General features: G+C 73.8%; 19 protein-coding genes. 8 read left to right on the forward strand and 11 right to left on the reverse strand.

All coding sequences use genetic code 11. The annotated features are described in order from the left end of the window. Nucleotides 1-121 precede the first annotated feature (121 nt). Nucleotides 122-652 carry a PPA1309 family protein gene (locus tag TAE01_RS10905; RefSeq protein ID WP_147066304.1) on the forward strand — a complete coding sequence of 177 codons (531 nt, stop codon included), beginning with the start codon at nt 122-124 and terminating at the stop codon, nt 650-652. A 43-nt stretch (nt 653-695) separates the two neighbouring features. On the opposite strand, the gene TAE01_RS10910 is transcribed toward TAE01_RS10905, so the two are convergent. Both TAE01_RS10910 and TAE01_RS10915 read right to left on the reverse strand, forming a co-directional pair. Further along, on the reverse strand, nt 696-1,817 hold the full coding sequence (locus TAE01_RS10910) for a YlbL family protein (protein WP_246111276.1): 1,122 nt from the start codon (nt 1,815-1,817) through the stop codon (nt 696-698). 14 nt (nt 1,818-1,831) lie between these two features. Next, a complete protein-coding gene (locus TAE01_RS10915; protein WP_147066309.1) occupies nt 1,832-2,302 on the reverse strand; it encodes a molybdenum cofactor biosynthesis protein MoaE in 471 nt (156 codons plus the stop codon). 152 nt (nt 2,303-2,454) lie between these two features. On the opposite strand from TAE01_RS10915, the gene TAE01_RS10920 reads away from it, so the two are divergent. Both TAE01_RS10920 and TAE01_RS10925 read left to right on the forward strand, forming a co-directional pair. After that, complete coding sequence (locus TAE01_RS10920; protein ID WP_147066310.1) at nt 2,455-4,236, forward strand: zinc-dependent metalloprotease; 1,782 nt, start codon at nt 2,455-2,457, stop codon at nt 4,234-4,236. Beyond that, nucleotides 4,233-4,844, forward strand: a complete 612-nt coding sequence (locus TAE01_RS10925) for an NUDIX hydrolase (protein ID WP_246111277.1) — start codon at nt 4,233-4,235, stop codon at nt 4,842-4,844. Before TAE01_RS10920 ends, TAE01_RS10925 begins: the two co-directional genes overlap by 4 nt. A gap of 84 nt (nt 4,845-4,928) precedes the next feature. Here TAE01_RS10925 and TAE01_RS10930 read toward each other — a convergent pair whose 3' ends face one another. Continuing rightward, nucleotides 4,929-5,480, reverse strand: a complete 552-nt coding sequence (locus tag TAE01_RS10930; RefSeq protein ID WP_147066312.1) for a M48 family metallopeptidase — start codon at nt 5,478-5,480, stop codon at nt 4,929-4,931. 189 nt (nt 5,481-5,669) lie between these two features. Here TAE01_RS10930 and TAE01_RS10935 point away from each other — a divergent pair, with 189 nt between their 5' ends. The 3 genes from TAE01_RS10935 to TAE01_RS10945 all read left to right on the forward strand — a co-directional run bounded on the left by TAE01_RS10935 (nt 5,670) and on the right by TAE01_RS10945 (nt 8,649). Next, nucleotides 5,670-5,831: a DUF5679 domain-containing protein gene (locus TAE01_RS10935; RefSeq protein WP_020143053.1), complete on the forward strand. Its 162-nt coding sequence runs from the start codon at nt 5,670-5,672 to the stop codon at nt 5,829-5,831. A 276-nt stretch (nt 5,832-6,107) separates the two neighbouring features. After that, complete coding sequence (locus TAE01_RS10940) at nt 6,108-7,079, forward strand: hypothetical protein (protein ID WP_147066314.1); 972 nt, start codon at nt 6,108-6,110, stop codon at nt 7,077-7,079. Between the two features lie 244 nt (nt 7,080-7,323). After that, a complete protein-coding gene (locus TAE01_RS10945; protein WP_147066317.1) occupies nt 7,324-8,649 on the forward strand; it encodes an ABC1 kinase family protein in 1,326 nt (441 codons plus the stop codon). Between the two features lie 60 nt (nt 8,650-8,709). Here TAE01_RS10945 and TAE01_RS10950 read toward each other — a convergent pair whose 3' ends face one another. From TAE01_RS10950 to ppk2, 5 genes are all read right to left on the reverse strand, one after another. Beyond that, nucleotides 8,710-8,916: a hypothetical protein gene (locus tag TAE01_RS10950; protein WP_147066319.1), complete on the reverse strand. Its 207-nt coding sequence runs from the start codon at nt 8,914-8,916 to the stop codon at nt 8,710-8,712. A 202-nt stretch (nt 8,917-9,118) separates the two neighbouring features. After that, on the reverse strand, nt 9,119-9,253 hold the full coding sequence (locus TAE01_RS21090) for a hypothetical protein (RefSeq protein ID WP_281289284.1): 135 nt from the start codon (nt 9,251-9,253) through the stop codon (nt 9,119-9,121). A 76-nt stretch (nt 9,254-9,329) separates the two neighbouring features. Then, nucleotides 9,330-9,617: a WhiB family transcriptional regulator gene (locus TAE01_RS10955; protein WP_147066321.1), complete on the reverse strand. Its 288-nt coding sequence runs from the start codon at nt 9,615-9,617 to the stop codon at nt 9,330-9,332. Nucleotides 9,618-10,310: 693 nt separating this feature from the next. Then, nucleotides 10,311-12,461 carry an ATP-dependent DNA helicase UvrD2 gene (locus TAE01_RS10960; protein ID WP_147066323.1) on the reverse strand — a complete coding sequence of 717 codons (2,151 nt, stop codon included), beginning with the start codon at nt 12,459-12,461 and terminating at the stop codon, nt 10,311-10,313. Beyond that, nucleotides 12,458-13,297: a polyphosphate kinase 2 gene (gene ppk2, locus TAE01_RS10965; protein WP_147066325.1), complete on the reverse strand. Its 840-nt coding sequence runs from the start codon at nt 13,295-13,297 to the stop codon at nt 12,458-12,460. Before ppk2 ends, TAE01_RS10960 begins: the two co-directional genes overlap by 4 nt. Before the next feature lie 74 nt (nt 13,298-13,371). Here ppk2 and TAE01_RS10970 point away from each other — a divergent pair, with 74 nt between their 5' ends. After that, nucleotides 13,372-13,641, forward strand: coding sequence for a mycoredoxin (locus tag TAE01_RS10970; protein WP_147066327.1), 270 nt, complete (start codon nt 13,372-13,374; stop codon nt 13,639-13,641). Between the two features lie 45 nt (nt 13,642-13,686). On the opposite strand, the gene nudC is transcribed toward TAE01_RS10970, so the two are convergent. After that, complete coding sequence (nudC, locus tag TAE01_RS10975) at nt 13,687-14,691, reverse strand: NAD(+) diphosphatase (protein ID WP_307723841.1); 1,005 nt, start codon at nt 14,689-14,691, stop codon at nt 13,687-13,689. Nucleotides 14,692-14,823: 132 nt separating this feature from the next. Between nudC and TAE01_RS10980 the strand changes: the two genes are divergently transcribed. Further along, a complete protein-coding gene (locus TAE01_RS10980) occupies nt 14,824-16,452 on the forward strand; it encodes a phosphotransferase (RefSeq protein WP_147066331.1) in 1,629 nt (542 codons plus the stop codon). A gap of 120 nt (nt 16,453-16,572) precedes the next feature. Here the strand turns inward: TAE01_RS10980 and TAE01_RS10985 are convergent, their stop codons facing one another. Both TAE01_RS10985 and TAE01_RS10990 read right to left on the reverse strand, forming a co-directional pair. After that, entirely contained in the window at nt 16,573-20,040 is a 3,468-nt protein-coding gene (locus tag TAE01_RS10985; protein WP_147066333.1) for an ATP-dependent helicase, read from the reverse strand. Next, the gene (locus TAE01_RS10990; protein WP_147066335.1) at nt 20,037-23,273 is read right to left on the reverse strand and encodes an ATP-dependent helicase; all 3,237 of its coding nucleotides are present in this window, start codon (nt 23,271-23,273) and stop codon (nt 20,037-20,039) included. Before TAE01_RS10990 ends, TAE01_RS10985 begins: the two co-directional genes overlap by 4 nt. Between the last annotated feature and the right edge of the window lie 50 nt (nt 23,274-23,323).

Genomic DNA, 23,323 nt, shown 5'->3' on the forward strand with positions numbered 1-23,323 from the left:
CCCGCGGCGTGATACGTCAACGTGACCGGCACGAGACCAAGCCGATCGCCGAGGGCCTGCCGACCGCCCATCGGGCCCGCCCACGGACACCCCACCTGCCGGCATACGGCAGCATGGGCACGTGAACGCACAGCCCGTCATCGACCCCCTCGCCATCGCCGCCCTCGACACCGAGCGCCACGTCGCCGCCGCGGGGTGGGACCAACCGGCCCGGCTCTTCGCCCTCGTCCGCACCGCGGACCTGCTCGAGCGCGAGCCGCACCTGCGCGACCAGATGGGCCCCTCCGACCTCGCCGAGGGTGCCCTCACGGCCATCGAGCAGGAGGGCCTGCCGACGACGAGCTCGCTCGAGACCCTCCTCGGCCGCCTGGCCTGGCCCGACGAGGTCGACGGCTGCGCCTTCGCGATCGAGCGCATGGTCGTGCCGCCGGAGGCGGAGCGTGAGCTGCCCTCGCGCAGCGAGGACGCCGTCGACCACCTCGCCTCCCACCCGGACCGCAAGGACGTGCGCCTCGTCGTGGCGGTCCTGCGCGGCGGCGCGTCGATCTGCCTGCTGCGCCAGCGCGACCACGACTCCGACGACGCGGTCGCGACGGGCAAGGACATCGCGCCCGGCCTCGTCGAGGCGCTCAAGGCGACGTTCGTGGACTGACCGCCTCCGCGCTCGGTGCGCCACCGACGCACCGGCGCACCGGTCAGCAGTGCGGCAGGGAGCCCGTCTGACCCTTGGCGATCGCCTCGACGGCCGCCCGTCCCTCGTCGAAGGTCCCGACCTTGAAGACCTGGAGGCCGTCGGGCACGTGCCCGACCACCTCGTTGCAGTTGTCGGCCGGGGCGAGGAAGTACTGCGCGCCGTCGTCGCGGGCGCCGGCGAGCTTCTGCCGGATGCCACCGATCGGCCCGACGACGCCCTGGTCGTCGATGGTCCCGGTGCCGGCGATCTGACGGCCGCCGGCCAGGGGGCCGGGAGTCAGCTTGTCGTAGATCCCGAGCGAGAACATGAGTCCCGCCGAGGGGCCGCCGATGGACCCCGCGTCGATGGTGATCTTGGCGGGGAAGTCGTGGTCGAGGCCGAGCAGGACGCCGAGCGCGGTCCGGCCGCCCTGTCCCGCCACGGTCGGGACGTCCAGCGTCAGCTCCTTGCCCTTGCGCGTCACGGTCATCGAGACCGTGTCGCCCGGCTTCTTCTTCTGGAGCGCGTCGCGCACGCCCTCGCTCGTGGTGATCGCCGTCCCGTCGATGCGGTCGAGACGGTCGCCCACCTGGAGCACGCCCTTGGCCTTGGACGTGTCGGTGATGCCGGCGATCGCGATGTGGGTGGGCACCTGCTTGCCGATGGCGCGCAGCGCGACGGCGGTGGCCTCCTCCTGGGAGCCCTCCATCTGGATGGCGTTCTCCTCGGCCACCTGCTGCTGGGTGACCTGCGGGTCGAAGACGTCGTCGACGGGCAGGACGTCACGGGCCGGGTCGATCCACGCCTGCAGGATGTCCCACACGTCGACGGGGTAGCCCGGGCCGCCCTCGACGCGGACCGTCGTGAAGCGCAGGGCGCCGTCGGTCGGGTAGGTGGGCAGCCCTGAGATCGAGATGATCGGCGTGCTCTTGCCGTCGGCCGAGGTGCCCAGGGTGTCCTGGGTCGGCCCCGGGCTCATGACGGCATACGGCAGGTGCACGAGCGATCCGACGACCATGACGACGAGGAAGAAGAAGAAGGCGGCGAGGATCGCCTTGTTGCCGCGCGTCAGGCGGCCGCGGCTCTCGCCCTCGAGCACGTCGGCCCGCGTGGCGAGGGTGCCGTCGGCCGGCTGCTCCGGCACGCGCTTGATGGTCCTCACGGCAGCCCGACCCACTCGTCGGCGCCGTCGGCGAACCTCTGGTGCTTCCAGATCGGGATCGTGGCCTTGAACTCGTCGATGAGCTCACGGCACACGTCGAACGCCTCACCGCGGTGCTCGGCACTGACCCCGACGACGACGGCGACGTCGCCGACCTCGAGGTGCCCGACGCGGTGCACGACGGCGATCCGGACGGCGCGGCCGTCGGCGGCCAGCCGCTCGGCGAGCGTCCGGGCCGCGTCGGCCGCCTGCGGGTGCGCGGAGTAGTCGAGCGCGGCGACCGCCTGGTCGGCCCGGTGCCCGGGGTGCCCGTCGGGGTGGGCAGCTGACGGTCCGTCGTGGTCGCGGACGGTCCCGACGAACAGGCACACACCACCCGCCCGGGGCGAGGAGACGCTGGCGAGCACCTCGTCGACAGACAGAGGCGTCTCGCGGATCTCGGCAAGGGTGACCGTCACGCGGGACATGGTATGCCGGGTCGCCGACCCCCGCGTCCGACGACCGCCGCCCGCGCGGCGGCGAACACGCGGGGTGGGGAACCAACCGGCTCGATCCGTGGTTGTCTTGATGTGCGGCCAGACGGCCGGCACGAGTTCCGTTCGAGTGGGGATGAGCAGGCATGGCCGACGACGGTGGACGCGGTGACGACAACCACAGCGACGAGGACGATCAGCCGGACACCGGCGAGGAGTCCCACGGTCGCGACGAGTCCCCGTTCGGGCTGCCGCTGGGGCGCCCCGGCGGCGGATCGCCGGGCAGCGGCTCAGGCCCCGTGGGCTTCGGAGCGGGAGCCGGCGGTGGCTTCGGGGCTGGCTCCGGGGCTGGCTTCGGGGGCGGCTCAGGTGGCGGGTTCCCGGGCCTGCCCGACCTCGGCGGCATGGACCCCTCCGACCTCGGCGCGATGCTCGAGAAGGTGCTCGGCGAGGCCGCCGACAACCCCGAGCTGGCCGAGGTCATGAAGAGCATGGGCGTCGACCCCACCGACCCGGCGACCCAGGCGGCGATGCGCGCCCAGCTCGGCACCTTCATGGCCGCCCAGGAGTCGCCCACCGGGTCGCGCGACATGGCGACCGAGGTCGCCCGCCGGCACGTCATGGGCGTCGAGGGCAACGACGTGCACGACGAGGCCGCATCTCGCGCCGTGGCGGACGCCGTGGCCGTCGCGACCCTCTGGCTCGACGAGCAGACGACCCTCGCCTCCCCCGCGTGGCGGGCCACCGGCCTGAGCCGTGCCGAGTGGGTCGAGGCGACGATGCCGCGGTGGTTCGAGCTCATCGAGCCCGTGTCCGACGGCGTCACGGCCGCGACGTCCGACGCGATGCGCAAGCAGGTCGGCGAGCTCGGCCCCGACGCGTTCGGCGACGCGCTCCCCGAAGGCCTGCCCGAGGGCTTCGACCCGCGCCAGATGGTCGAGCAGTGGGCGCCGATGCTCGGCAACCTCAGCCGCCAGATGTTCTCCGCGCAGCTCGGACAGGCCGTCGGCACGCTGGCCACCGAGGTCGTGAGCGGCACGGAGGTCGGGCTGCCCCTGACCGACCCCGGTGTCGTCGCCCTCCTGCCCGGCAACGTCACCCAGCTCGCCGACTCCCTCGAGATCGACGTGGCGCAGGTGCGCCTCTACCTCGCGGTGCGCGAGGCCGCGCGCGTCCGGCTCTTCTCCGAGGTGCCGTGGCTCGGCCCGCAGCTCCTCTCGGCGGTCTCCGACTACGCGCGCAACATCACCATCGACACCGAGGCCATCGAGTCCGCCCTGTCGACGATCGACCCGTCCGACCCCGAGGCGATGCGCTCGGCCCTGCAGGGCAACCTGTTCCGCCCGCACCCGACCCCGGCCCAGCGGGCCGCGCTCGACCGGCTCGAGACGCTGCTCGCCCTGGCCGAGGGGTGGGTCGACCACGTCACGGACCGCACCACCGCCCAGCACCTGCCGCAGTCGGCGGCGCTGGCCGAGACGATCCGGCGCCGGCGTGCCGGTGGCGCGGCCCAGAAGACGTTCGCCGGCCTCGTGGGGCTCGAGCTGCGCCCTCGCCGCATGCGCGACGCGGCCAACCTCTGGGCCGCGCTCGAGAGCGCCGGAGGGGCGAACCTGCGCGACGGGCGCTGGGCCCACCCGGACCTCGCGCCGACCTCGGCCGACCTCGACGACCCCATCGGCTACGTCGAGCGGGCCACCGGCACGTCGTCGACGGGGGCGCTGCCCGAGGCCGCTGACGGCCTGGGCGCCGACCTCGACTCGGTGCTGCAGGGCATCCTCGAGGAGGCCGACCGCGAGCGCGAAACGGGCCACTCGACGGGTGCCGGCTCGTCGGGCGGGGACGCGGGTCACGGCGACGACTCGGGCTCGGACCCTGACGGCGAGTCCGGTGGGTCCGGCTCGGGCGACGCGGGTCCGCGAGCGTGACGGGGACCGACGCCGTCACGCCGACTCCGCACGAGCCACCCACCGACAGCACGGACGCCTGGCGCCGGCTGCACGACGACGCCGTCAGCCGGCTCGAGGCGTGGGTGGCGCCGGACGAGCAGCAGGAGAGCCTTCGCCTCGAGTTCCTCGAGCACCTGCGCGAGCACCCTGACGCCATGAGGAAGTCCGGCCCGCCCGCGCACCTCACGGGCAGCGTCGTCGTCCTCGACGAGCAGGGCGACTCGGTCCTGCTCACCCTGCACCGTCGGGCGCGGGCATGGTTCCAGTTCGGGGGCCATTTCGAGCCGGGCGACGCGTCCGTGTGGCACGCAGCGATGCGTGAGGCGCGCGAGGAGTCCGGCATGGCCGACATATCGCCCTTTCCGGACATCGTGCAGCTCGATCGTCACGTCCTCGTCGGTGACTTCGGCCACTGTCGGGAGCACCTCGACATCCGGTTCGCCGCCGTCGCGCCGCCCGCGTCGTCGGCTGCGGTGAGCGCCGAGTCCATCGACGTGCGCTGGTGGTCCGTGGACGCGTTGCCCGAGGGATCGCGCGAGGACCTGCTGCCGCTCGTCACCGCGGCCCGACGAGCGACCCACCGCTGACCGGCCGACTGCCGGACGGCGCCGCCCACCGCCGCCACCCGGCATACGCCGTCGTATGCCGTCGGGTGACGCGGGCGGGTGGGGTCACTCGTCGCTGAGGTCGAGACCGGCCGCGGCGGAGACTCCCTGGAGGTAGCCGCGGGCGCGCTCGAGACGCGGGTAGCCGCGCAGCAGCTCCCAGAACTCCGGCCCGTGACCGGGCTGCAGGAGATGGGCGAGCTCGTGCAGCAGGACGTAGTCGACGACCCAGCCGGGCATGCCACGGAGCTTGTCGGACAAGCGAATCGAGCCCTCGGCTGGCGTGCAGGACCCCCAACGGGAGTTCTGGTTGGACACCCAGCGCACGCTGCTCGGCACGGCCCGGCCACCGAGGTGCGCACGGGACAGCGCGAGGGCGCGCTGCTCGAGGTCGCCGTCGCTGCGCTGGCGGCGCTGCTCGGAGGCGGCGACACGGGCCACCATGGTGCGCACCCACTCGCCCTCCTCGGCGCGGCTCATGCGTGCGGGCACGAGGACGACGAGGCGCCCCTCCTGGCGGTACGCCGAGACGGTGCGGCGACGCTTGGCACTGCGGCGGACCTCGACGGTGACCCCGTCGACCACCGTGTGCACCACCTCGCGTCGCACCGTCGCCATGAGGGCAGGGTAGGTCAGGCCGGGGACAACGGCCCGGAGCGCGACCGCGACACGGGCGCGCCCACGCGACATACCGCATCCGGCGTGGGCGCGCCAAGCGGGGATGAGCATGATTTCGTGCTCAGCGTGCCTTAGGGTTGAACGAGTCGAGGCACCCGTCGGATGGGTGCCGTCAACAAGGAGACATCAATGGCTGACGAGACCTACAAGGGCGAGTTCTACTGCGTGAAGTGCAAGGAGAAGCGCGAGGCCGAGGGCAAGGTTGTCGTTTCCGACAACGGTCGCCGCATGGCCAAGGGACAGTGCCCCGTCTGCGGGACGAACCTCAACCGCATTCTGGGCAAGGCCTGACCAGGTCACGCCGGCGTCGCTGACGCCGCATCGCGAAGGGGTGGGACCACACGGTCCCGCCCCTTCGCGCGTCCCCGGGCCCTGATGGGTCAGCAGGTGCACCCCGGGTGGCCCCGGAGGCCCCGGGAGCCCCCGGGGTGAGCCCGAACGAGCCCGGAGCCTCCCTCGGCGAGCGGCGCGGCTGTGGACGACTCCTGCGCGACCTCCGGGGCGACTGCGAGCCTGACGACCGAGGGTGGCCCCGCTGCTGGAGGAGCCACCGGGTCTGGAGGTCCCATGTCCGCTGCTGCCGTCCCGCCGCACCCACGCCTGCCGGCCTGGCTGCGTCCCCTGACCCGCAGGCCCGGTGAGGTCCAGTTCGGGGTGCTGCCCGGTGGCCCCGTCGTCACGGGGATGAGCGATGCCGAGGTGGGCCTGCTGGCGCGACTCGACGGCGCCCTCCCGCTGTCCGTGACCGACCGCGTCGCGGCCGACGCGGGTGTCGGCATGGCACGGTGGCGCGCCCTGCTCGAGCTGACCAGCGACCTCGGCCTGCTCACCGAGGGCACCACCCATGCGCCCGTCGGCGAGCGCGCGCCGCGCGGGCGTGTCGTCGTCGACGGGTGCGGCGAGGTCGCCTCCGGCATCGCCGACGCCCTCGTGCGGACGGGGACGACGGTGGTGCACGGCCGCGCCGCGGTCGACCGCGCGGTGGCCTCCCCCGAACGCCCGCGTCCCGACCTCGTCGTCATCGTCGGCTCCCCCGTGGTCGACCCCCGCCGGGGCGAGCTGTGGCGGCGCCATGGGGTGCCCCACCTGCCCGTGGCCCCGGCCGGTCCGCGCACCGTCGTCGGACCGCTCGTCGACGACTCCGCGGGCGCCCCGTGCCTGTGGTGCCTCGAACGCCACCGAGCCGACCGCGACGAGGCGTGGCCTGCCGTCATGAGCCAGGCGACGCCCGCTCGCGCACTGGCGCTCGCCGGGCCCTCGGAGGGCTCGCACGATGCGCTCAGCCCCGGCCTGTCGCACCTCGTCGTCGGCAGCGTCACCCTCCTCGTCACGGGACTGCTCGAGGGCCACCCGCCCCCACCGGGCGTGTCGGTCGAGGTGAGCCTGCCGTGGCCGCGGATGGACCATCGCCGCTGGCCGACGCACCCGCTCTGCCCGGAGCACCCGTCCGACCAGGCGCTCCGGGCACACCTCCCGGCGACCGCTGCTCCCGGCGGGCCCGGCCACCGGACGGACGAGCCGCTCCGGCGCGGAGCCTGAGCCGGCACCCGAGCGACGCGGCTCACTAGCGCCCACGACGGGTCCGTCGACGGCCCGACGGTCCCAAGGCTGTACACCCGGGCTCGGCGGCTGCACCGTCCCGGCTGGGTACACATAGAGTCGAGGGTGGGGCGCCTTACCGCCACCGGGCGATGACGTCCGGCCGACCGGCCGGGCCGGCTCAGCCCCAGGCCGTGACGGCCGGCTCCACCAGAGACTCCCGACCCGCCCGAGGAGGTGCGACGTGACCGATCTGCCCCGCAAGGCCGTGGTGCGCTCGGCCAAGCTCGCCTCGGTGCCGCTCGGGTTCGCGGGCCGCACGGCGCTCGGCCTCGGCAAGCGCCTCGGCGGCCGACCGGCGGAGATGGTGGCCGCCGAGCTGCAGGCCCGCACCGCTCAACAGCTCTTCCAGGTGCTGGGCGAGCTCAAGGGCGGCGCCATGAAGTTCGGCCAGGCCCTGTCGATCTTCGAGGCGGCTCTGCCCGAGGACCTCGCCGTGCACTACCGCACGATGCTGACCAAGCTGCAGGACAGCGCTCCCCCGATGCCGACGAGCTCGGTTCACGGCGTCCTCCGCGCCGATCTCGGCACGCGGTGGCGCAGCAAGTTCGAGTCCTTCGACGACCAGCCCGTGGCCTCGGCCTCGATCGGCCAGGTGCACCGTGCGGTCTGGAAGGACGGCCGGGACGTCGCGGTGAAGATCCAGTACCCCGGCGCCGGTGCGGCCCTCATGAGCGACATCCGACAGATCAGCCGGGTCGCCAAGGTGGCGGCCGGCTGGGTGCCCGGCATCGAGCTCGGCCCGATCCTCGACGAGCTGCGCGACCGGATGGCCGAGGAGCTCGACTACCGCCTCGAGGCCGAGTCGCAGGCCACCTTCGCCGCAGCCTTCGAGGACGACCCCGACTTCGCCGTGCCCCACGTCGTCGACGGTCGCGAGCACGTCATCGTCTCGGAGTGGCTCGACGGCCTCCCGCTGTCACGCATCATCGCCGAGGGCACCCAGGAGCAACGCGACACCGCCTCGCAGCTCTACCTGCGCTTCCTGCTGGCCGGCCCGGCGCGCGCCGGTCTGCTCCACGCAGATCCCCACCCCGGCAACTTCCGGATCACCCCGGACGGACGCCTCGGCGTCATCGACTTCGGGGCCGTCAACCGCCTCCCGGACGGCATGCCGCCCGAGATCGGACCGTTGCTGACGACCGGGCTCGAGGGCAGCGCCGAGGACGTCCTCGAGGGACTGCGTGAGATCGGCTTCGTCAAGGAGCGCATCGATCTCGACCCGGAGCGGCTCCTCGACTACCTCGAACCGTTCATGGCGCCGTTCCGCACCGACACGTTCACCTTCAGCCGGGACTGGCTGCGTGGGGTCTTCGCGCACATCAACGACCCACGCCAGCCCAACTACGCCGTGGCGTACAAGCTCAACCTGCCGCCGGAGTACCTCCTGATCCACCGCGTGTGGGGTGGGGGCATCGGCGTGCTGAGCCAGCTCGGGGGGACCGTCCACGGACGAGCCATCGTCGACGAGCTGCTCCCGGGCGCCGACCTGCCGCCGGTCGACGAGTAGGCCTGAGACCACCGCCGGCCCGCGTCACCAGCCGCCTCACCGGCCGCGTCACCAGCCCGGTCACCACCAGGCAGGGTCGAGCTTGCCCTCGATCGAGCGCAGGTTCGCCCTGCTGCAGCGGTCACAGGTCCAGGTCGTGCGGCCGCGCTCGGAGCCGCGGCTCCACGAGAGCCGGGCCGCAGCCTCCTGGCCGGGCGGCGGGGATGCGCCACAGCTGGCGCAGACGAGCGGCTGGTCGTGTTCGGTCGAGCCGTCAGGAGTGTCCATGGGGTGCTCCCTTCTCCCCACGAGTATCCGCCGACGTCGCCTCAAGCCGTGACGCCACGCTGGAGCTGAGCCCGCGCGACGTGGGCGGGTCAGGGGCGGCGGTAGTGCGCCCGGACATGAGGAACCGCGGGTGACGTGCGCGTCACCCGCGGCTGGCTCACTCGATTCAGTTGTCCTGCAACGCGCCTCGTGGCGCGGTCGATCACTTCTCGTTGTGGCGTCGGCTGGCGCGGATCTCCAGTGCGATCAGCCGGGCGCTGCGGCGAACGCCGCGGCGCTCGTGGCGCTGACTGTGCTGGTTGATGCGCTCGCGAGCCAGCATCTCGAGCTGGTTCATGACGATCTCCTGGTCTGTGCACAAGGTGGGTGTTGTCGGCCGTCTGTGTCTGGGTCATGCGTGGTCACGCACGCCCTCAGGCGGCCACGGGGTGCTTGCGCGGCCGGCCGCGCGGCCGCTTGCGAGCCACGATGGCGCCCTGGACGAGCAGCTGCCCGCCCCAGACTCCCCACGGCTCCTGGCGGTCGAGGGCGCCCGCGAGGCACTGGACGCGTGCGGGGCAGAGCCCGCAGAGCGTCTTGGCGAACTCGACGTCCTCGGGTCGCTCGGCGAACCAGAGCTCCGCGTCGTAGTCGCGGCACGGAATGGTCTCGCCGACCTGCTCCGCCTCGCTCCTCAGGTCGATCAACTCGCTCAGCTGCATCGTTCTCACCTCCGTCTCCTGGGCGCCCGTGGGGTGCCCCTGCTCACTCGTGTCTGGCTTGGCCCGAAGACCGGCACCCGTGGTGCGGGTCTCGGTCCTGCTGCTCGGCATCCGGGGGGTCATCTGTGTCCCTGATCTGTCTGGCACCTGGTCCGGTGCTGTTCTGGCGGTGTCGGTGGTGCGGTGTGGAGCGGCATTCGACCGGGAGAACTCCCCCCGGGAAACACGAAGGCCGCGGACCCGGTGATGTCGGGTTCGCGGCCTGGAGGTGAGGCTTCGGGTCTGGTCAGACCGGGGGCCTCCCAGAGCGGGAGCGAACGACATCGAGGGTCTTGTAGGCAGGAGCGGACGTGAGGCGGATGACCGAGACGTCTCCCTGGAACGGGGCGCGGAAGTCAGCGACACGGCTGCCCGTGCGGGCGGCGACGGACACAGTGGTCCCCTGCTCCGGAGCGCGCGTGGCCGCCAGGCGGACATCGCCGGTGGTCGGCCGCAGACGCACGGAAAGGACGCAGGAGACTGCGTTCATCGTCATCGTGGTGTTGTCCATCAGGCCGACCTCCTCACTTCTGCTCACGGGCCCCAGCTGGCCACCGAGACCACTGGGCTTGACTTCGTCAAGGGTACGCGTGCGCCTCGCGGGCGAACAACTGATTTAACGAAGTTTTCGGAACTTATTTCTGCGGGACTGCACTAGTCATCGGAATCCTTTGTCGCAGAACGCTTTTCAATCAGTTCTTGCGGGTCGGCGCCGGCCAGGATCGCCAACACGTCACTGCCGTACTGCTCGAGCTTGCGGGCGCCCACCCCACTGATCACCGACAGGCCGCCCTCGTCGGACGGGGCGTTCTCGGCGATCGCCGTGAGCGTCGCGTCGGTGAAGACGACGTAGGCCGGCACGCTCGCGTCGCGCGCGACGGCCAGTCGCCAGGCGCGAAGCCGTTCGAACGTCGCCTCGTCGTAGGTGGGCGGGCAGTCGTCGCAGCGCCCGGTCTTGCGCTGCGCCGCCGAGACGAGCTCGGCCCCGCAGCTGCGGCAGTGGGCGAGTCGGGCCACCTTGGGGGCTGACCGCTTGGACCCTCCGGAGCGGGCCTCGCTGCGAGCGCCCTGCCCGAGGATGTCGGCCGCCGGAGCGAGGAAGCGCGAGACCCGGCGGGTGGCGCGCGCCCCCGGCGTGCGGGCCCCGGACCACGACAGGAACAGCTGTTTGCGCGCCCGCGTCAGCCCCACGTAGAGCAGCCGGCGCTCCTCCTCGATGGCGTCGGGGCCCTCGGCCATGGAGATCGGCATGAGCCCGTCCGAGGCGCCGACGAGGAAGACGGTGTCCCACTCGAGGCCCTTGGCCGCGTGCAGGCTGGCCAGGGTCACTCCCTGGACGGCCGGAGCATGCTGCTCGGCCGCCCGGCGCTCGAGCTCGGCGACGAGCTCGGGCAGCCGCGCCTCGGGGGCGGCCGCAGCGATGTCGTCGGCGAGCGTGGCCAGGGCCGTCAGCGACTCCCAGCGCTCGCGGGTGGCTCCGCTGCCCGACGGCGGCTCGTGCGACCAGCCTGCGCCGGTGATGACGTCTCGGGTGATCTCGCCGAGCGGCTTCTCGTCGTCGTCGCTGCGTGCGGCGCCCCGGAGGAGCAGGACGGCGTCGCGCACCTCCTTGCGCGCGAAGAAGCGGTCGCCGCCGCGGACGAGGTAGGCCACGCCGGCGTCGGTCAGCGCCGACTCGAACGCCTCGGACTGGGCGTTGGTGCGAAAGAGGATGGCGATCTCGGCGGCCGGATGGCCCCCCGCGACGAGCCCACGGATCCGCTCGGCCACCGCCGCAGCCTCGGCGGGGTCGTCCGGGTGGCTCGTCAGCTCCGGCGCCGGGCCCGGCTCGGACTGGGCGAGCAGGCGCACGGCTCCGTCGCGGGCCGCCTGGGTGCCGGAGCTGACGATGGTGTTGGCGAGGCCGACGATCTGCGGCGTCGAGCGGTAGTTGCGCACGAGACGCACGACCCGGGCACCGGGGAAGCGCTGGGGGAAGCCGACGAGGTGCCGCGGGCTGGCCCCGGTGAAGGAGTAGATCGTCTGGGCCGGGTCACCGACGACGCAGATGTCCTTGCGCTCCCCGAGCCACTGGTCGAGCAGGCGCTGCTGGAGGTCGTTGACGTCCTGGTACTCGTCGACGACGAACTGGCGGTACTGGCCCCGGACGGTGCGCGCGATGTCCTCGCGCTCGTCGAGGATGCCGACGGTGAGGAGCAGGACGTCCTCGAAGTCGATGACCCCGCGCCGCTGCTTGACGTCCTCGTAGGCCTCGAAGAGCCTCGCCATCGCCGTGAGGTCGAGGCCCGGGGGCTCGCGGCGCTGCTCCCGGGCGCGGGCGGCATACGACTGCGGCGTGAGCAGGTTGACCTTGGCCCACTCGATCTCGGCGGCGAGGTCGCGCACGGTGGTGCGGTCGAACTGCATGCGCAGCCGGCTCGCCGCCTCGGCGACGGCGGCCGCCTTGTGGCTCATCACCTCGGGCGCCGCTCCCCCGATGGCCTGCGGCCAGAAGAAGTGCAGCTGGCGCAGGGCGGCTGCGTGGAAGGTGCGGGCCTGGACTCCCTGCACCCCGAGCCCGCGCAGACGCGTGCGCATCTCACCGGCGGCGCGGGCGGTGAAGGTCAGCGCCAACACCCGTTGCGGCTGCTGCGCGCCCGAGTGAACGGCATACGCGATGCGATGGGTGATGGCCCGGGTCTTGCCCGTGCCGGCACCGGCGAGGATGCAGAGAGGACCCGGAGGGGCCATCGCGACCTCGCGCTGCTCCGGGTCGAGACCCTCAAGGATCTGGTCGGCCGAGGGTGCCGCGGGTACTGCGCTCAGGAGTGATCACCCTTCGAGGTGGCCAGCACGCTCGCGGCGTGGTCGGGCACGTAGTTCTGCTCGTGCTGCGGCGGCCGCTCGTAGCCGCGCGGCGCCGGGCGCTTCGGGACGGGTGGCACGGAGGGGGCGACCTCGGCGTGCGGGATCGAGCTGAGCAGGTGGTGCATGACGTTGACCCGCGAGCGGCGCTTGTCCTCGGACTCGACGACGTGCCACGGCGCGTGGTCGGTGCTCGTGCGGGCCATCATGATGTCCTTGGCCTCGGAGTAGTCCTCCCAGCGGGTGATCGACTCGAGGTCCATGGGCGAGAGCTTCCACTGCCGCATGGGGTCCTTGGCGCGGGAGCGGAATCGGCGCTCCTGCTCGACGTCGGAGACGCTGAACCAGTACTTGCGCAGGATGATCCCGTCGTCGACGAGCATCTGCTCGAAGACGGGAGCCTGCTCGAGGAAGCGGTCGTACTGCTCGTCGGTGCAGAAGCCCATGACCCGCTCGACCCCCGCCCGGTTGTACCAGGACCGGTCGAACAGCACGATCTCCCCGGCGGCGGGCAGGTGGGCGATGTAGCGCTGGAAGTACCACTGCGACTTCTCGCGGTCGGTCGGCGCCGGGAGGGCCGCGATGCGTGCGACGCGCGGGCTGAGGTACTCGGTGATGCGCTTGATCGCCGACCCCTTGCCCGCGGCGTCGCGACCCTCGAAGACGACGACGACGCGCTGGCCCGTGGCCCGCACCCACTCCTGGAACGCCACGAGCTCGGCCTGCAGTCGACGGACCTCGGTCTCGTAGACGTCGAGGTCCATCTTCCGGGGTCGTTTTGCGCCGTGCTTGGCCATGGGCTCATCCTTGCACCGAGGGACGACGGCCGCGGCAGCCGTCCCCACCCCACGAACGGATGACGAGGAACCCGATGCCCGACAGCACCCAGGTCACGCCCGAGCAGGGCTCCATCACCATGTTCACGACGACGTGGTGCGGCTACTGCACGCGCCTCAAGGGCCAGCTGACCCGCGAGGGCGTGCCGTTCACCGAGATCGACCTCGAGGCCAACCCCGAGCACGTCGACTTCGTCGAGCACGTCAACGGCGGCAACCGCACGGTGCCGACGGTCGTCTTCCCCGACGGCTCGGCCGCGACCAACCCCTCGCTCGCCGAGGTGCGCTCCCGCCTCGCCGGCTGACCCGCCTGACCCGCCTGACCCGCGTGACCCGCAGTCCGACGCGTCTCAGAAGGCGGTGCCGGTGCCCGGCGGCACGACGGACTCCACGGTCTGCCCCAGCCAGTGCTCGATGATGCGCTTGGCGATCGAGATGCCGCTCGGCGTGCGGATCGTGCCGCTGCGCAGCAGGTCGCGGTACTCGTCTCGGCTGACCCAGCGAGCCTCGGCCATCTCGACCGGGTCGATGGTCAGCGCCGTCTCCCGGGTCGTCGCCTCGAAGCCGATCATGACCGACGACGGGAACGGCCACGGCTGGTCGCCGAGGTAGCGCACGTCGTCGACGGTGACGCCGACCTCCTCGGCCACCTCACGGGCGACCGCGGCCTCGAACGACTCCCCCGGCTCGACGAAGCCGGCCAGCACCGAGAACCGGCCCTCGGGCCACTGCGCCCCGCGACCGAGCAACAGCCGGCCGTCCGGGTCGACGACCGACATGATGACGGCTGGGTCGGTGCGCGGGTAGTGCTCGCTCCCCTCCCGCTCGCACCGCCGCACCCAGCCCGCCTGGACGGGCACGGTGGGGGCGCCGCAGCGCGGGCAGAAGCGGTGCGTGGCGTGCCAGTTGGCGAGCGCCAGCGCCGTGGTGAAGATGCCGGCGTCGCGGGCCGCCAGCGCCTCTCCGGCCTGTCGCAGGGTCAGCCAGCCGTCCTCGGCGGGGTCGGCGTCGCCGTCCGCGCCCCGGGTCACGATGCCGACGTATGCCGTGCCGTCCGTGTCGCGCCCGAGGTGCAGACCCAGCCCGTCACGGTCCGCGGGCTCCGGCGCCCGGAGCACGAGCCGGAGGCTGTCGTCGGTGGCGGCGTCGTCGGCGGAGCGGTCGTCGCCGGCGCCGTGGGGTGCGGCGGTGCCGGGCGTGACCTGCATCCGGTCGCCGCGGACCTCGACCACCCAGGTCCGCGCGTCGCCGAGCAGCTCGCCGAGGACGTCGGGGCGCCGGCGCTCGAGCGCCACCCGGTCCAGTGAGCTGCGCGAGAGCGCGAGGTCGGCCAGGGTCTCCTCGGTCAGTGCCACACCGACCACCCTAGAACGGCGTCCTGTCGCGTTCCTGCGGTGTCGGTCCGCGGCGACCGTCCGACCCGGCGCACCGACCGGCCCAGGCGTCGCCTCCCACGCTCGACGCGCCCTGCGACCTACGGTGGTCTCGTGACGCGCAGCCCTCTCTTCCTCGCCGCCCTGGCGAGCTCGGCCGTGCCGGGCCTCGACCCGGTGACGGTGGAGGGCGTGCCGAGCGAGCCCGGCGACCTCTTCGAGATCGCCTACGTGCAGGACAGCCAGGACCGACGATGGGTCGTCAAGGCGCCGTGCACGCAGGCGGCCGGCGCGATGCTCGACGACGTCTCCGCGCTCTCCGGCCTGCTCGGGCGTCGGCTCGAGGTGGCCATGCCCATGGTGCGCGGCTTCGCCCCGGTGCCCGAGGGTCGCGCCGCCGTCTACCTCCGGGTCCCGGGGCGGCCGCTCGACCTCGCCGGCCTCGGGCCGGGTCCGCTGGCGGCCGAGCTCGGGCGCACCCTCGCGCACATCCACAACGTCGAGCACCTGCTGTTCGAGGAGGCGGGGCGTCCGTCGTACGACGCCGAGGCGCACCGCCGGCGCCAGCTCTCCGAGCTCGACCGGGCCGCCGCCACCGGGCACGTGCCGACCGGTCTGCTGACCCGCTGGGAGCACGCCCTCGAGGACGTGTCGCTGTGGCGTTTCGCGCCGACCCCCGTCCACGGCACCTTCACCGGCCAGAACGTCCTGGCCTCGTTCGACGACGACGACGACTCGGCGTCCGGCCACGTGCGGGGAGTCCTCGCCTGGGAGGCGAGCCGCATCGGCGACCCCGCCGACGACTTCGCCGAGCTGGCCAGCATCGCGCAGCCCGACACCGTGGACGCCGTCCTCGAGGCGTACGCCGCCTCACGCGTCGAGCGTCCGGACGTGCACCTCGTCCGCCGGGCCCGGCTCTCGGCCGAGATGGCCCCCCTGCGCCGGTTGCTCCACGCGCTCGCCGCGGGAGAGCTCGACGTCGTCGAACGCACCGCGGGCGAGCTGCGCCGCCTCGACGCCCGGGTCGTGGCGCAGGATCGCCGCCACGCCCTCGAGGACGCCGAGCGGAGCGAGCGCACCCGACGCTCGCAGGAGCCCTCCGTCGGCATCGACCCCGACGACCCGGAGCGACCTCCGACGGGTGAGCGCCCCGAACCCGACTGGGACGCGACGCAGCCCCACGTGCCCTTCCCGATGCTCGGCGCGACCCAGGCCATCTCGATGCACCCCCTCCTCGAGGAGTCGCAGGGGTATGCCGCGTCGCCCCCGCCGCCCGCCGCCGGGTCCCCCGGGTCTCTCGAGTCCCCCGAGCCGTCCGAGCCCGCTCCGGACGCGCCTGCCACGGAGCACTGGGAGCAGCCGCTCACGGCGCCCGCGACGACGTCCCCGTCCTCGACGGATCAGGCCCCGCCGACGCCGGGCGACGCGCGAGACGCCGCAGGCACCGGGGGCGGGACTCAGGACGGAGCCCACCCCGGGACGCCGGAGAGCCAGAACGAGGTCACGGACTCGATTCAGGCCTCGCCTCAGGACCCGGTTCAGGACTCGCCTCAGGACTCGGTCGAGGACTCGCAGCCCGTGCCGGTGGTGGCTGCCGACTCCGACGCGTCGCCGTTCGAGATCGACGAGGTCGAGGCGTTGCCGGAAGAGGCCGACGGCGTGCTCGACCTGCACGAGGGCGCCTCCGACTTCGTGCCCGTCGAGCACCACCCCGCGCACGAACCGCACGCTGACCGCCGCTGACGGCGCAACGGTTCCCGCCACTCGCGTGGTCCCGCGATGCCCTCGCGGCAGGTCCACGTCGGGGCGGTGGCGAGGGCCGGACCCGCAGGCGGCGGGAGCCGCTCGTCGACCTGCTCCGGGCTACTCGGGGAGGGTGCGGAGCAGGTCGCCGAGCGCAGCCTCGCCGGGAAGGTCCGGGCGCACGGTGACTCCCTCGCCCGCGTAGTAGAACGCCGCATCGACGAGGGTCGGGTCGACGCCGCGCAGGCGGGCGAAGGCGACGGCATACGCCCCGAGCTGGAGGGCACGGACGGTGGCGTCGCGCCCGGTGGGCCGGGCGCCGGTCTTCCAGTCGACGACGGTCCAGCCGCCGTCGTCGCGGGGGAAGACGGCGTCGACGCGGCCGCGGACGGCGATGCCGTCGATGATCGTCTCGATCGACATCTCGATCTCCTCCGGAATGCGGTCGGCCCACTCGCTGGCGAGGAAGCGCTCCTTCATCGCGTCGAGGTCGCTGTCGTCGGCGGCGCCCTCGTCGGCGCTGCCGGGCAGGTCGAGCAGGTCGACGAACGCGGCCCGGGAGTAGTGCTCCTCGATCCACGCGTGGAAGGCCGTGCCCTGGCGGGCCGCGACGGCGGGCGGGCTCGGCATGGGACGGCGGAGCGACATCGCGAACGCCTCGGCATCACGCGCGAGCGACACGACTGCCGAGGCCGACAGGTGCCGTGGGACGGCGACCACGGGCTCTCCCCTCGACCGGCGGGCAGCCTGCTCGGCGAGCAGGATGCGCAGGTCGTCGACCCGCGGATCACCGTGCGGCACATGGGGTCCCACCTCGACGAGGGACGCGATGCGCCGGTGCGCGTCGAGGAGCGCCTGACGCCTCGTACCCATCGGGTCGTGGGGCCACAGCTGCGAGAGCGGGACGGCGAGGTGGGGGTTGGTGGGCGCCACGGCCTTGCCCTTGTCGTCGACCACGGGCTCGGGCGCGGCCACCCAGACCGTCCGCGTCACGGAGCCGGGCAGGGAGTCCTCGACCTCGGTCAGGAAGCGCGACGGCACCGACAGGGTCTTCTTCGCCGCGCCCCACAGGTGTGTCGTGAGCAGCATCGAGGAGCGCGCACGGGTCAGCGCCACGTAGGCGAGGCGGCGCTCCTCCGCGACGGCATGACGACCGCCGTCGAGGACGAAGGTGTCGATGGCGGCGCTCAACGCCTTGCGGTCCGGGACGCCGCGCCAGTCGAGGTGAGGCAGTCCGGCGCGGTCGCCCCGGAGGTCGTAGGGCAGCGAGTCGAGCCCGACGAGCCAGCCCTTGTCCTTGACGTCGCCCGAGCACGCGTAGGCCGTGGGGTCGCTGTCGGTGACGGGCGCCACGGCCGTCGCGCCGTGGGCCGGGAAGACGCCCTCGACGAGGGTGGGGACGGCGACGACGTCCCACTCGAGACCCTTGGCCGCGTGAACGGTGAGCACCTGCACCGCGTCGGCGTCGGACTCGGTGTGCCCGGCATCGAGGCCACGCTCCTGGTCCCGCGCCGCGTCGAGCCAGCTGAGGAAGCCGGAGAGGGTCGGCCGGTCGCTGGTCGTCGCGTAGCGGGCCGCGACGTCGGCGAACGCGTCGAGGTGCACGCGCGCCGTCGAGGCCGTGTGCTCAGGGCGGGACAGCACCTCGATGTCGAGCCCGATCGCGACCTCGGCCTCGGCCACGAGGTCGACGAGGGGCAGCGCGGTGAGGCGGCGCAGGCGGCGCACGACCTCACCGAGGTCGTGCAGCCGGGTCAGGGCCTCGTCGCTGATGCGCGCGCCGTCGCGGGCGGTCCACCCGGGCCGCGGCAGGTCGTCGAGGGCCTCGACGAGGGTGGCGGTGTCGGCGCTGTCGGCGGCGAGGTCGGAACCGCGGCGGTCGTCGGCGGTGGCCCCGTCCGACCCCTCCTCGGCGGGCGTCGCCGCAACCCCGCCCGGGGTCTCGTCCACGGAGGCCGGAACACCGGGTTGCGTCGCGCCCGGCTCGGGCGCCGCGGGGGCGGTCGTCGACGTGCCGGGGTGTGGGGTACGCCCGTGCAGCTCGCGCGCCCAGGCCCAGAGGCCGGCGAGGTCGGCGGCGCCCAGGCGCACGACGGGACCCGTCAGCAGGCGCATCAGCTGGTCGCCCCGGGTCGGGTCCTGGACGACCCACAGGGCCGAGACGAGGTCGCTGACCTCAGGGGTCACGAGCAGCCCGCCGAGGCCGACGACCTCGACCGGGAGCTGTCGGCGTCGCAGCGCCTCGAGGACGAGCGGGAACGTGGAGCGTCGTCGGCACAGCACCGCGGCGCTGCGGCCCGTGCGCCGACCGCTCGGGCTGAACCAGTGCGAGGCGATCCAGCCGGCCAGGTGGTCGGCCTCCTCCTCGGCGGTCTCGAGCCGGGCGACCTCGATCGTGCCGACCCCGGCCCCGGGACGGGGCCGCAGCGGTTGCACGTGCTCGGTGGCGAGCGGCGCGGCGACGGTGTTGGCCGCCTCGAGGATGAGGGCGTCGTTGCGCCAGCTCGTCGAGAGCGGCAGGACGTCGGCCGGCCCCTCATCGCTCGCGAACTCGGTGGGGAAGCGCAGCAGGGTCGTGGCGCTCGCGCCGCGCCAGCCGTAGATGGACTGGTTGGGGTCACCGACCGCCGTCAGGGCCACCCCGGGGTGGTGGAATAGCGACCGCAGCAGCTCGAGCTGCGCCTCGGAGGTGTCCTGGAACTCGTCGAGCAGCACGGCTCTGAAGCGCTCCCGCTCGATCTCCCCCACCGCGGGCACCGCCTTGGTCAGCCGGGCGGCGATGGCCATCTGGTCGGCGAAGTCGAGCGACTCCCGCTCGCGCTTGAGGTCGAGGAAGGCCTCGACGATGGGCAGCACGGTGCGTCGCTCGCGCAGCACGGTGACCGCGTCCCGCGCGGCCGTGAGCGAGCCGCGGCCGTCGCCGTCGGGCAGCGCGTCGAGTCGCGCGAGCACCTCGTCGAGGTGCGCCATGACCTCGCCCGGCGTGCGGACGTGCTCGGCCATCTCACCGGCGAGGGCCATGACGGCCTGGATGACCGTGGCCTCGCTCTTGACGACGTCGTCCATCGGACCGTCCCACCGCGACACGGCCTCGGCGGCGAGCTGCCAGGCCCCCGCCTCGGTGAGGATGCGGAACTCGGGCTCGATGCCCACGCGCAGCGCGTGCTCGCGGACGAGGCGACCGGCATACGCGTGGTAGGTCGAGACGGTGGGGGTGCCGCCCAGCACCTCGGCGCCCGTGCCGTCGTCGGCGGGCGGCGTCCAGATGCCGGCGCGCTCGAGACCACGCAGGCGCTTGGCGATGCGCTGGGACAGCTCGGCCGCTGCCTTGCGGGTGAAGGTCAGGCCGAGCACCTGGTCGGGGTCGACGAGGCCGTTGGCGACGAGCCACACGACGCGCGCGGCCATCGTCTCGGTCTTGCCGGACCCGGCGCCGGCCACGACGAGCAGGGGTCGGGCGCCGGCCTCGATGACGGCCGCCTGCTCTGCGGTGGGCGGCGGCATCTCCAGGGCGGTCGCGATGTCGAGGGCACGGTGCCGGGCGCTCGACGCCCGTCCCGTGGCAGTCGCGGTCTCGACGGTCGTCACAGGGCGTCCCCCTCGGGCTGCACGGGACACGAGGACCGCACGGGGCACGTCTCGCAGGCCTTGCCCTGGGTGGCGTGGAACTCGCCGGCCCCCATGCCCTCGGCCGTCTGCTCGACGAGCGCCCGTGCCCAGCCCGGGTCGTCGCTGCTCGCGAGGGGCGGCTGCGGCAGCACGCTCGGCTTGAGGCCGGACAGGCCACCCTTGCCGATGAAGACGAGCGCGGCACCCGCGCTGCTCTCGCCGAGCTCGGGGAAGCCACCCGCCTCGACGGCCACCTGGTAGGTCCCGAGCTGCCCGTGCTGGGCGAGCTCGGCCCTGGTCGGCTTGGACTTGCCGGTCTTGAGGTCGACGATGCGCAGGCGTCCGTCGGCGGCGCGCTCGATGCGGTCGACCCGACCGGCCACGACCGCCCGCCCGACCTCGACCCGGAAGCCCGTCTCGATGCCGACGCGCTCCCAGTCGCGCTCGGCGCCGTCGCGGTAGGACACGAAGCGGGCCACCATGTCGTGGGCCTCCTGGTGGGTGCGGTCGGTGACCCAGCCCGGCCGGAGCCCGAGCCGCCCCCACCGCTCGTCGACCTCGTGCCGCAGCTGCTCGAGCGGCGCGTCGGGCAGCTCGGCGACGATGTCGTGGACGAAGGTGCCGACCGACGCTGCGCCGAGCGACACGCCCTCGCCGCCCACCGAGGTGAGGAACCAGCGCAGACCGCAGTCGGCGAAGTAGGTGACCTTGGACGGTGACACGGGGACGGGCTCGTCGGGCCGTCGCACGGGGCGCTCGCTCGTGACCGACCGCAGCGCCCACCACGACCGGGGGTCGGCGCCGCGCACCCCCTCGCGTGCGGCCGCCGCGAGCAGGTTGAGCGCGGGCTCGGCGACGGCGGGGTCCGGACTGACCACCTCGCGCCGCAGCTCGCCGACGAGCCCCGGCAGCGTCATGGTGCGCGCGACCTCGGAGTGGGGGCGCACCTCGTCGGCCAGGCGGGTCGTCGCGGGCGGGTCGACGAGGTCGAGGTAGACCGAGGGCTGCTCGTCCTCGTTGCCGACCGCGGTGACGAGCAGGCGCTCGGTGGCCCGGGTGACGGCGACGAGGAAGAGGCGCGTCTCGTCGTAGCGAACCGCGGCCTGCGCCGCCCGGAACCCCAGCGGTCGCTGCGCGACGACGTCGACGAGGTCCTCGGAGCCGAGCACCGAGCCGCGCAGCCGCAGGTCGGGCCAGACGCCCTCCTGGACGCCGGCGACGACGACGATGCGCCACTGCCGCCCTGCGGCGGTCTGGGGCGTCAGCAGGGCGACCCGTCCGCCCGACTGCCCACCGACGAGCAGCGTGTCGCCCGGGACGTCCTGACCCTGGATGTGCTCGAGGAACTTGTCCGGGCCGGCGGTCGGCAGACGGTCGACGAAGGCGCCCGCGGCGTCGAACAGGGCGAGCACGGCGTCGAGGTCGCGGTCGGCCCGCTCCCCCGACGTGCCGCCCGAGAGGGCCTGCCGCCGCCACCCGTCGGCCACCCCGGCGCCCTGCCAGATGGCCCACAGCACCGACTCGGCGGTGACACCACGGGCCCAGCGCCCATCGGCGCCGACCCTCGCTGCCGCGACGCCGGCAGCCAGAGCGGTCGCGACGCGCTCGGCCGGTCGCGCGGTCGAGCCGAGCAGGTGGGCACGCGGTGGCGACTGGAGGAGCTCGGCCAGCAGCTCGTCACTGGATCGCCCACCGCCGGAGGCGAGCTCGTCCTGTCGGAGCAGACGACGCAGACGACGCAGTCCCACCGTGTCGCTGCCCCCGACGGGCGACAGGACGAGGTCGGCGGCACGCACCGGGTCGATGGCGTGGGTCTCGCCGCGCTGCTCCGCGCGAGCGACCGCGATGCTCTCCTCGAGCAGGTGCAGCAGCGGACGGACCGCACTCTCGTCACGCACCGGGGTCTCCGCGCTGCCGGCCTCGACCGGCACCCCGGACTGGCCCAGCAGCCGGCGCATCGTGTCGGCGCGCCCGGACCCACGGACCACGACGGCCATGTCGGTCCACGGCACCCCCTCCACGAGGTGCGCGCGCCGCAACACGGCCGCGACATGGGCGGTCTCCTGCGCCGCGGAGCGCAGGAGCGCGACCTCGACGGTGCCCCGCGACGGGTCGGCCGCGGCGGAGCCCATCCGCCGCTGCTCACCGCCGCCCAGGGCGCCGATGCGCCGGGACACGCGGTCGGCCACGCCGACCAGGGCGGTGCCCAACCGGTGCGTGCGGTCGAGCACGACGGTCTCACCCGCACCGTCGTCGGGGTCGTCGAGCAGGTCGAAGAGACCACCGACGAATCGCGGGTCACGCACCGGCTCGGCGAGGTCGCTCCAGCCGTCGGCGAGGAAGCGCGGGTCGGCGCCGCGGAAGGTCTGGACGGCGACGTCGGGGTCGCCGAGCAGCACGACGCGCGGGCCTCCGGGCCGGGCGACGACGCGCAGCAGCCTGGCCGCGGCGGACGTCAGCTCCTGGGCGTCGTCGACGACGACGAGACGGATGCGTTCGTTGAGACGGTCGAGCGCCGACGCGTCCTCGTCGAGCAGCTCCGCCACGGCCGTGAGCACCCACGCCGGGTCGTAGGACCCGTGCCGGCTGAACGAGGTGACCTGGTCGTACTCGCGCAGGACGTGCGCGGCCGCGGCCCACTCGGGACGCTCGTGGACCACCGCGAGCTCGGCCAGCTCGTCCGGCCCCTGCCCGAGCTCGACGGCGCGCATGAGCAGGTCACGCAGCTCGTTGCGGAAGCCGCGGGTCGTCAGCGCCTCGCGCAGCCCCTCGGGCCACTCCGGCCCGGGCACCTCGCCCGAGGCGTGCCCCGCGAGCAGGTCGCGCAGGATGACGTCCTGCTCGGGACCGTTGAGCAGCCGTGGTGGCGGGTCGCCGCGCAGGGCTGCCTCGACGCGCAGCACCCCGAAGCCGAACGCCTGCCACGTGCGCGCGAGCGACTCGGTGGACGTGCCACCGAGGCGCGCCGTGACCTGCTGGCGCAGCTGCGCCGCCGCGCTGCGGGTCGAGGTGAGCACGAGGCAGGAGTCCGCGCGCAGCCCCTGCCGCCGCACCGCGTCGACGACGAGCTCGACCGCGAGGGTGGACTTGCCGGTGCCGGGACCTCCGAGGACCCGCAGCACCCGGGCCGAGGACCCGAGCGCCGCCTGCTGGCGCTCGTCGAGCTGCACCTGCGCCGGGGCGAGGGCGGGAGCTCGACGGAGGATGACCACCGGAGGATTCCATCACGCCCGACCGACAGCGCGCGCACGCCACGGGCCCG

The sequence above is a fragment of the Terrabacter aerolatus genome (assembly GCF_007991735.1).
In the GTDB taxonomy this organism is placed as follows: Bacteria; Actinomycetota; Actinomycetes; order Actinomycetales; family Dermatophilaceae; genus Terrabacter; species Terrabacter aerolatus.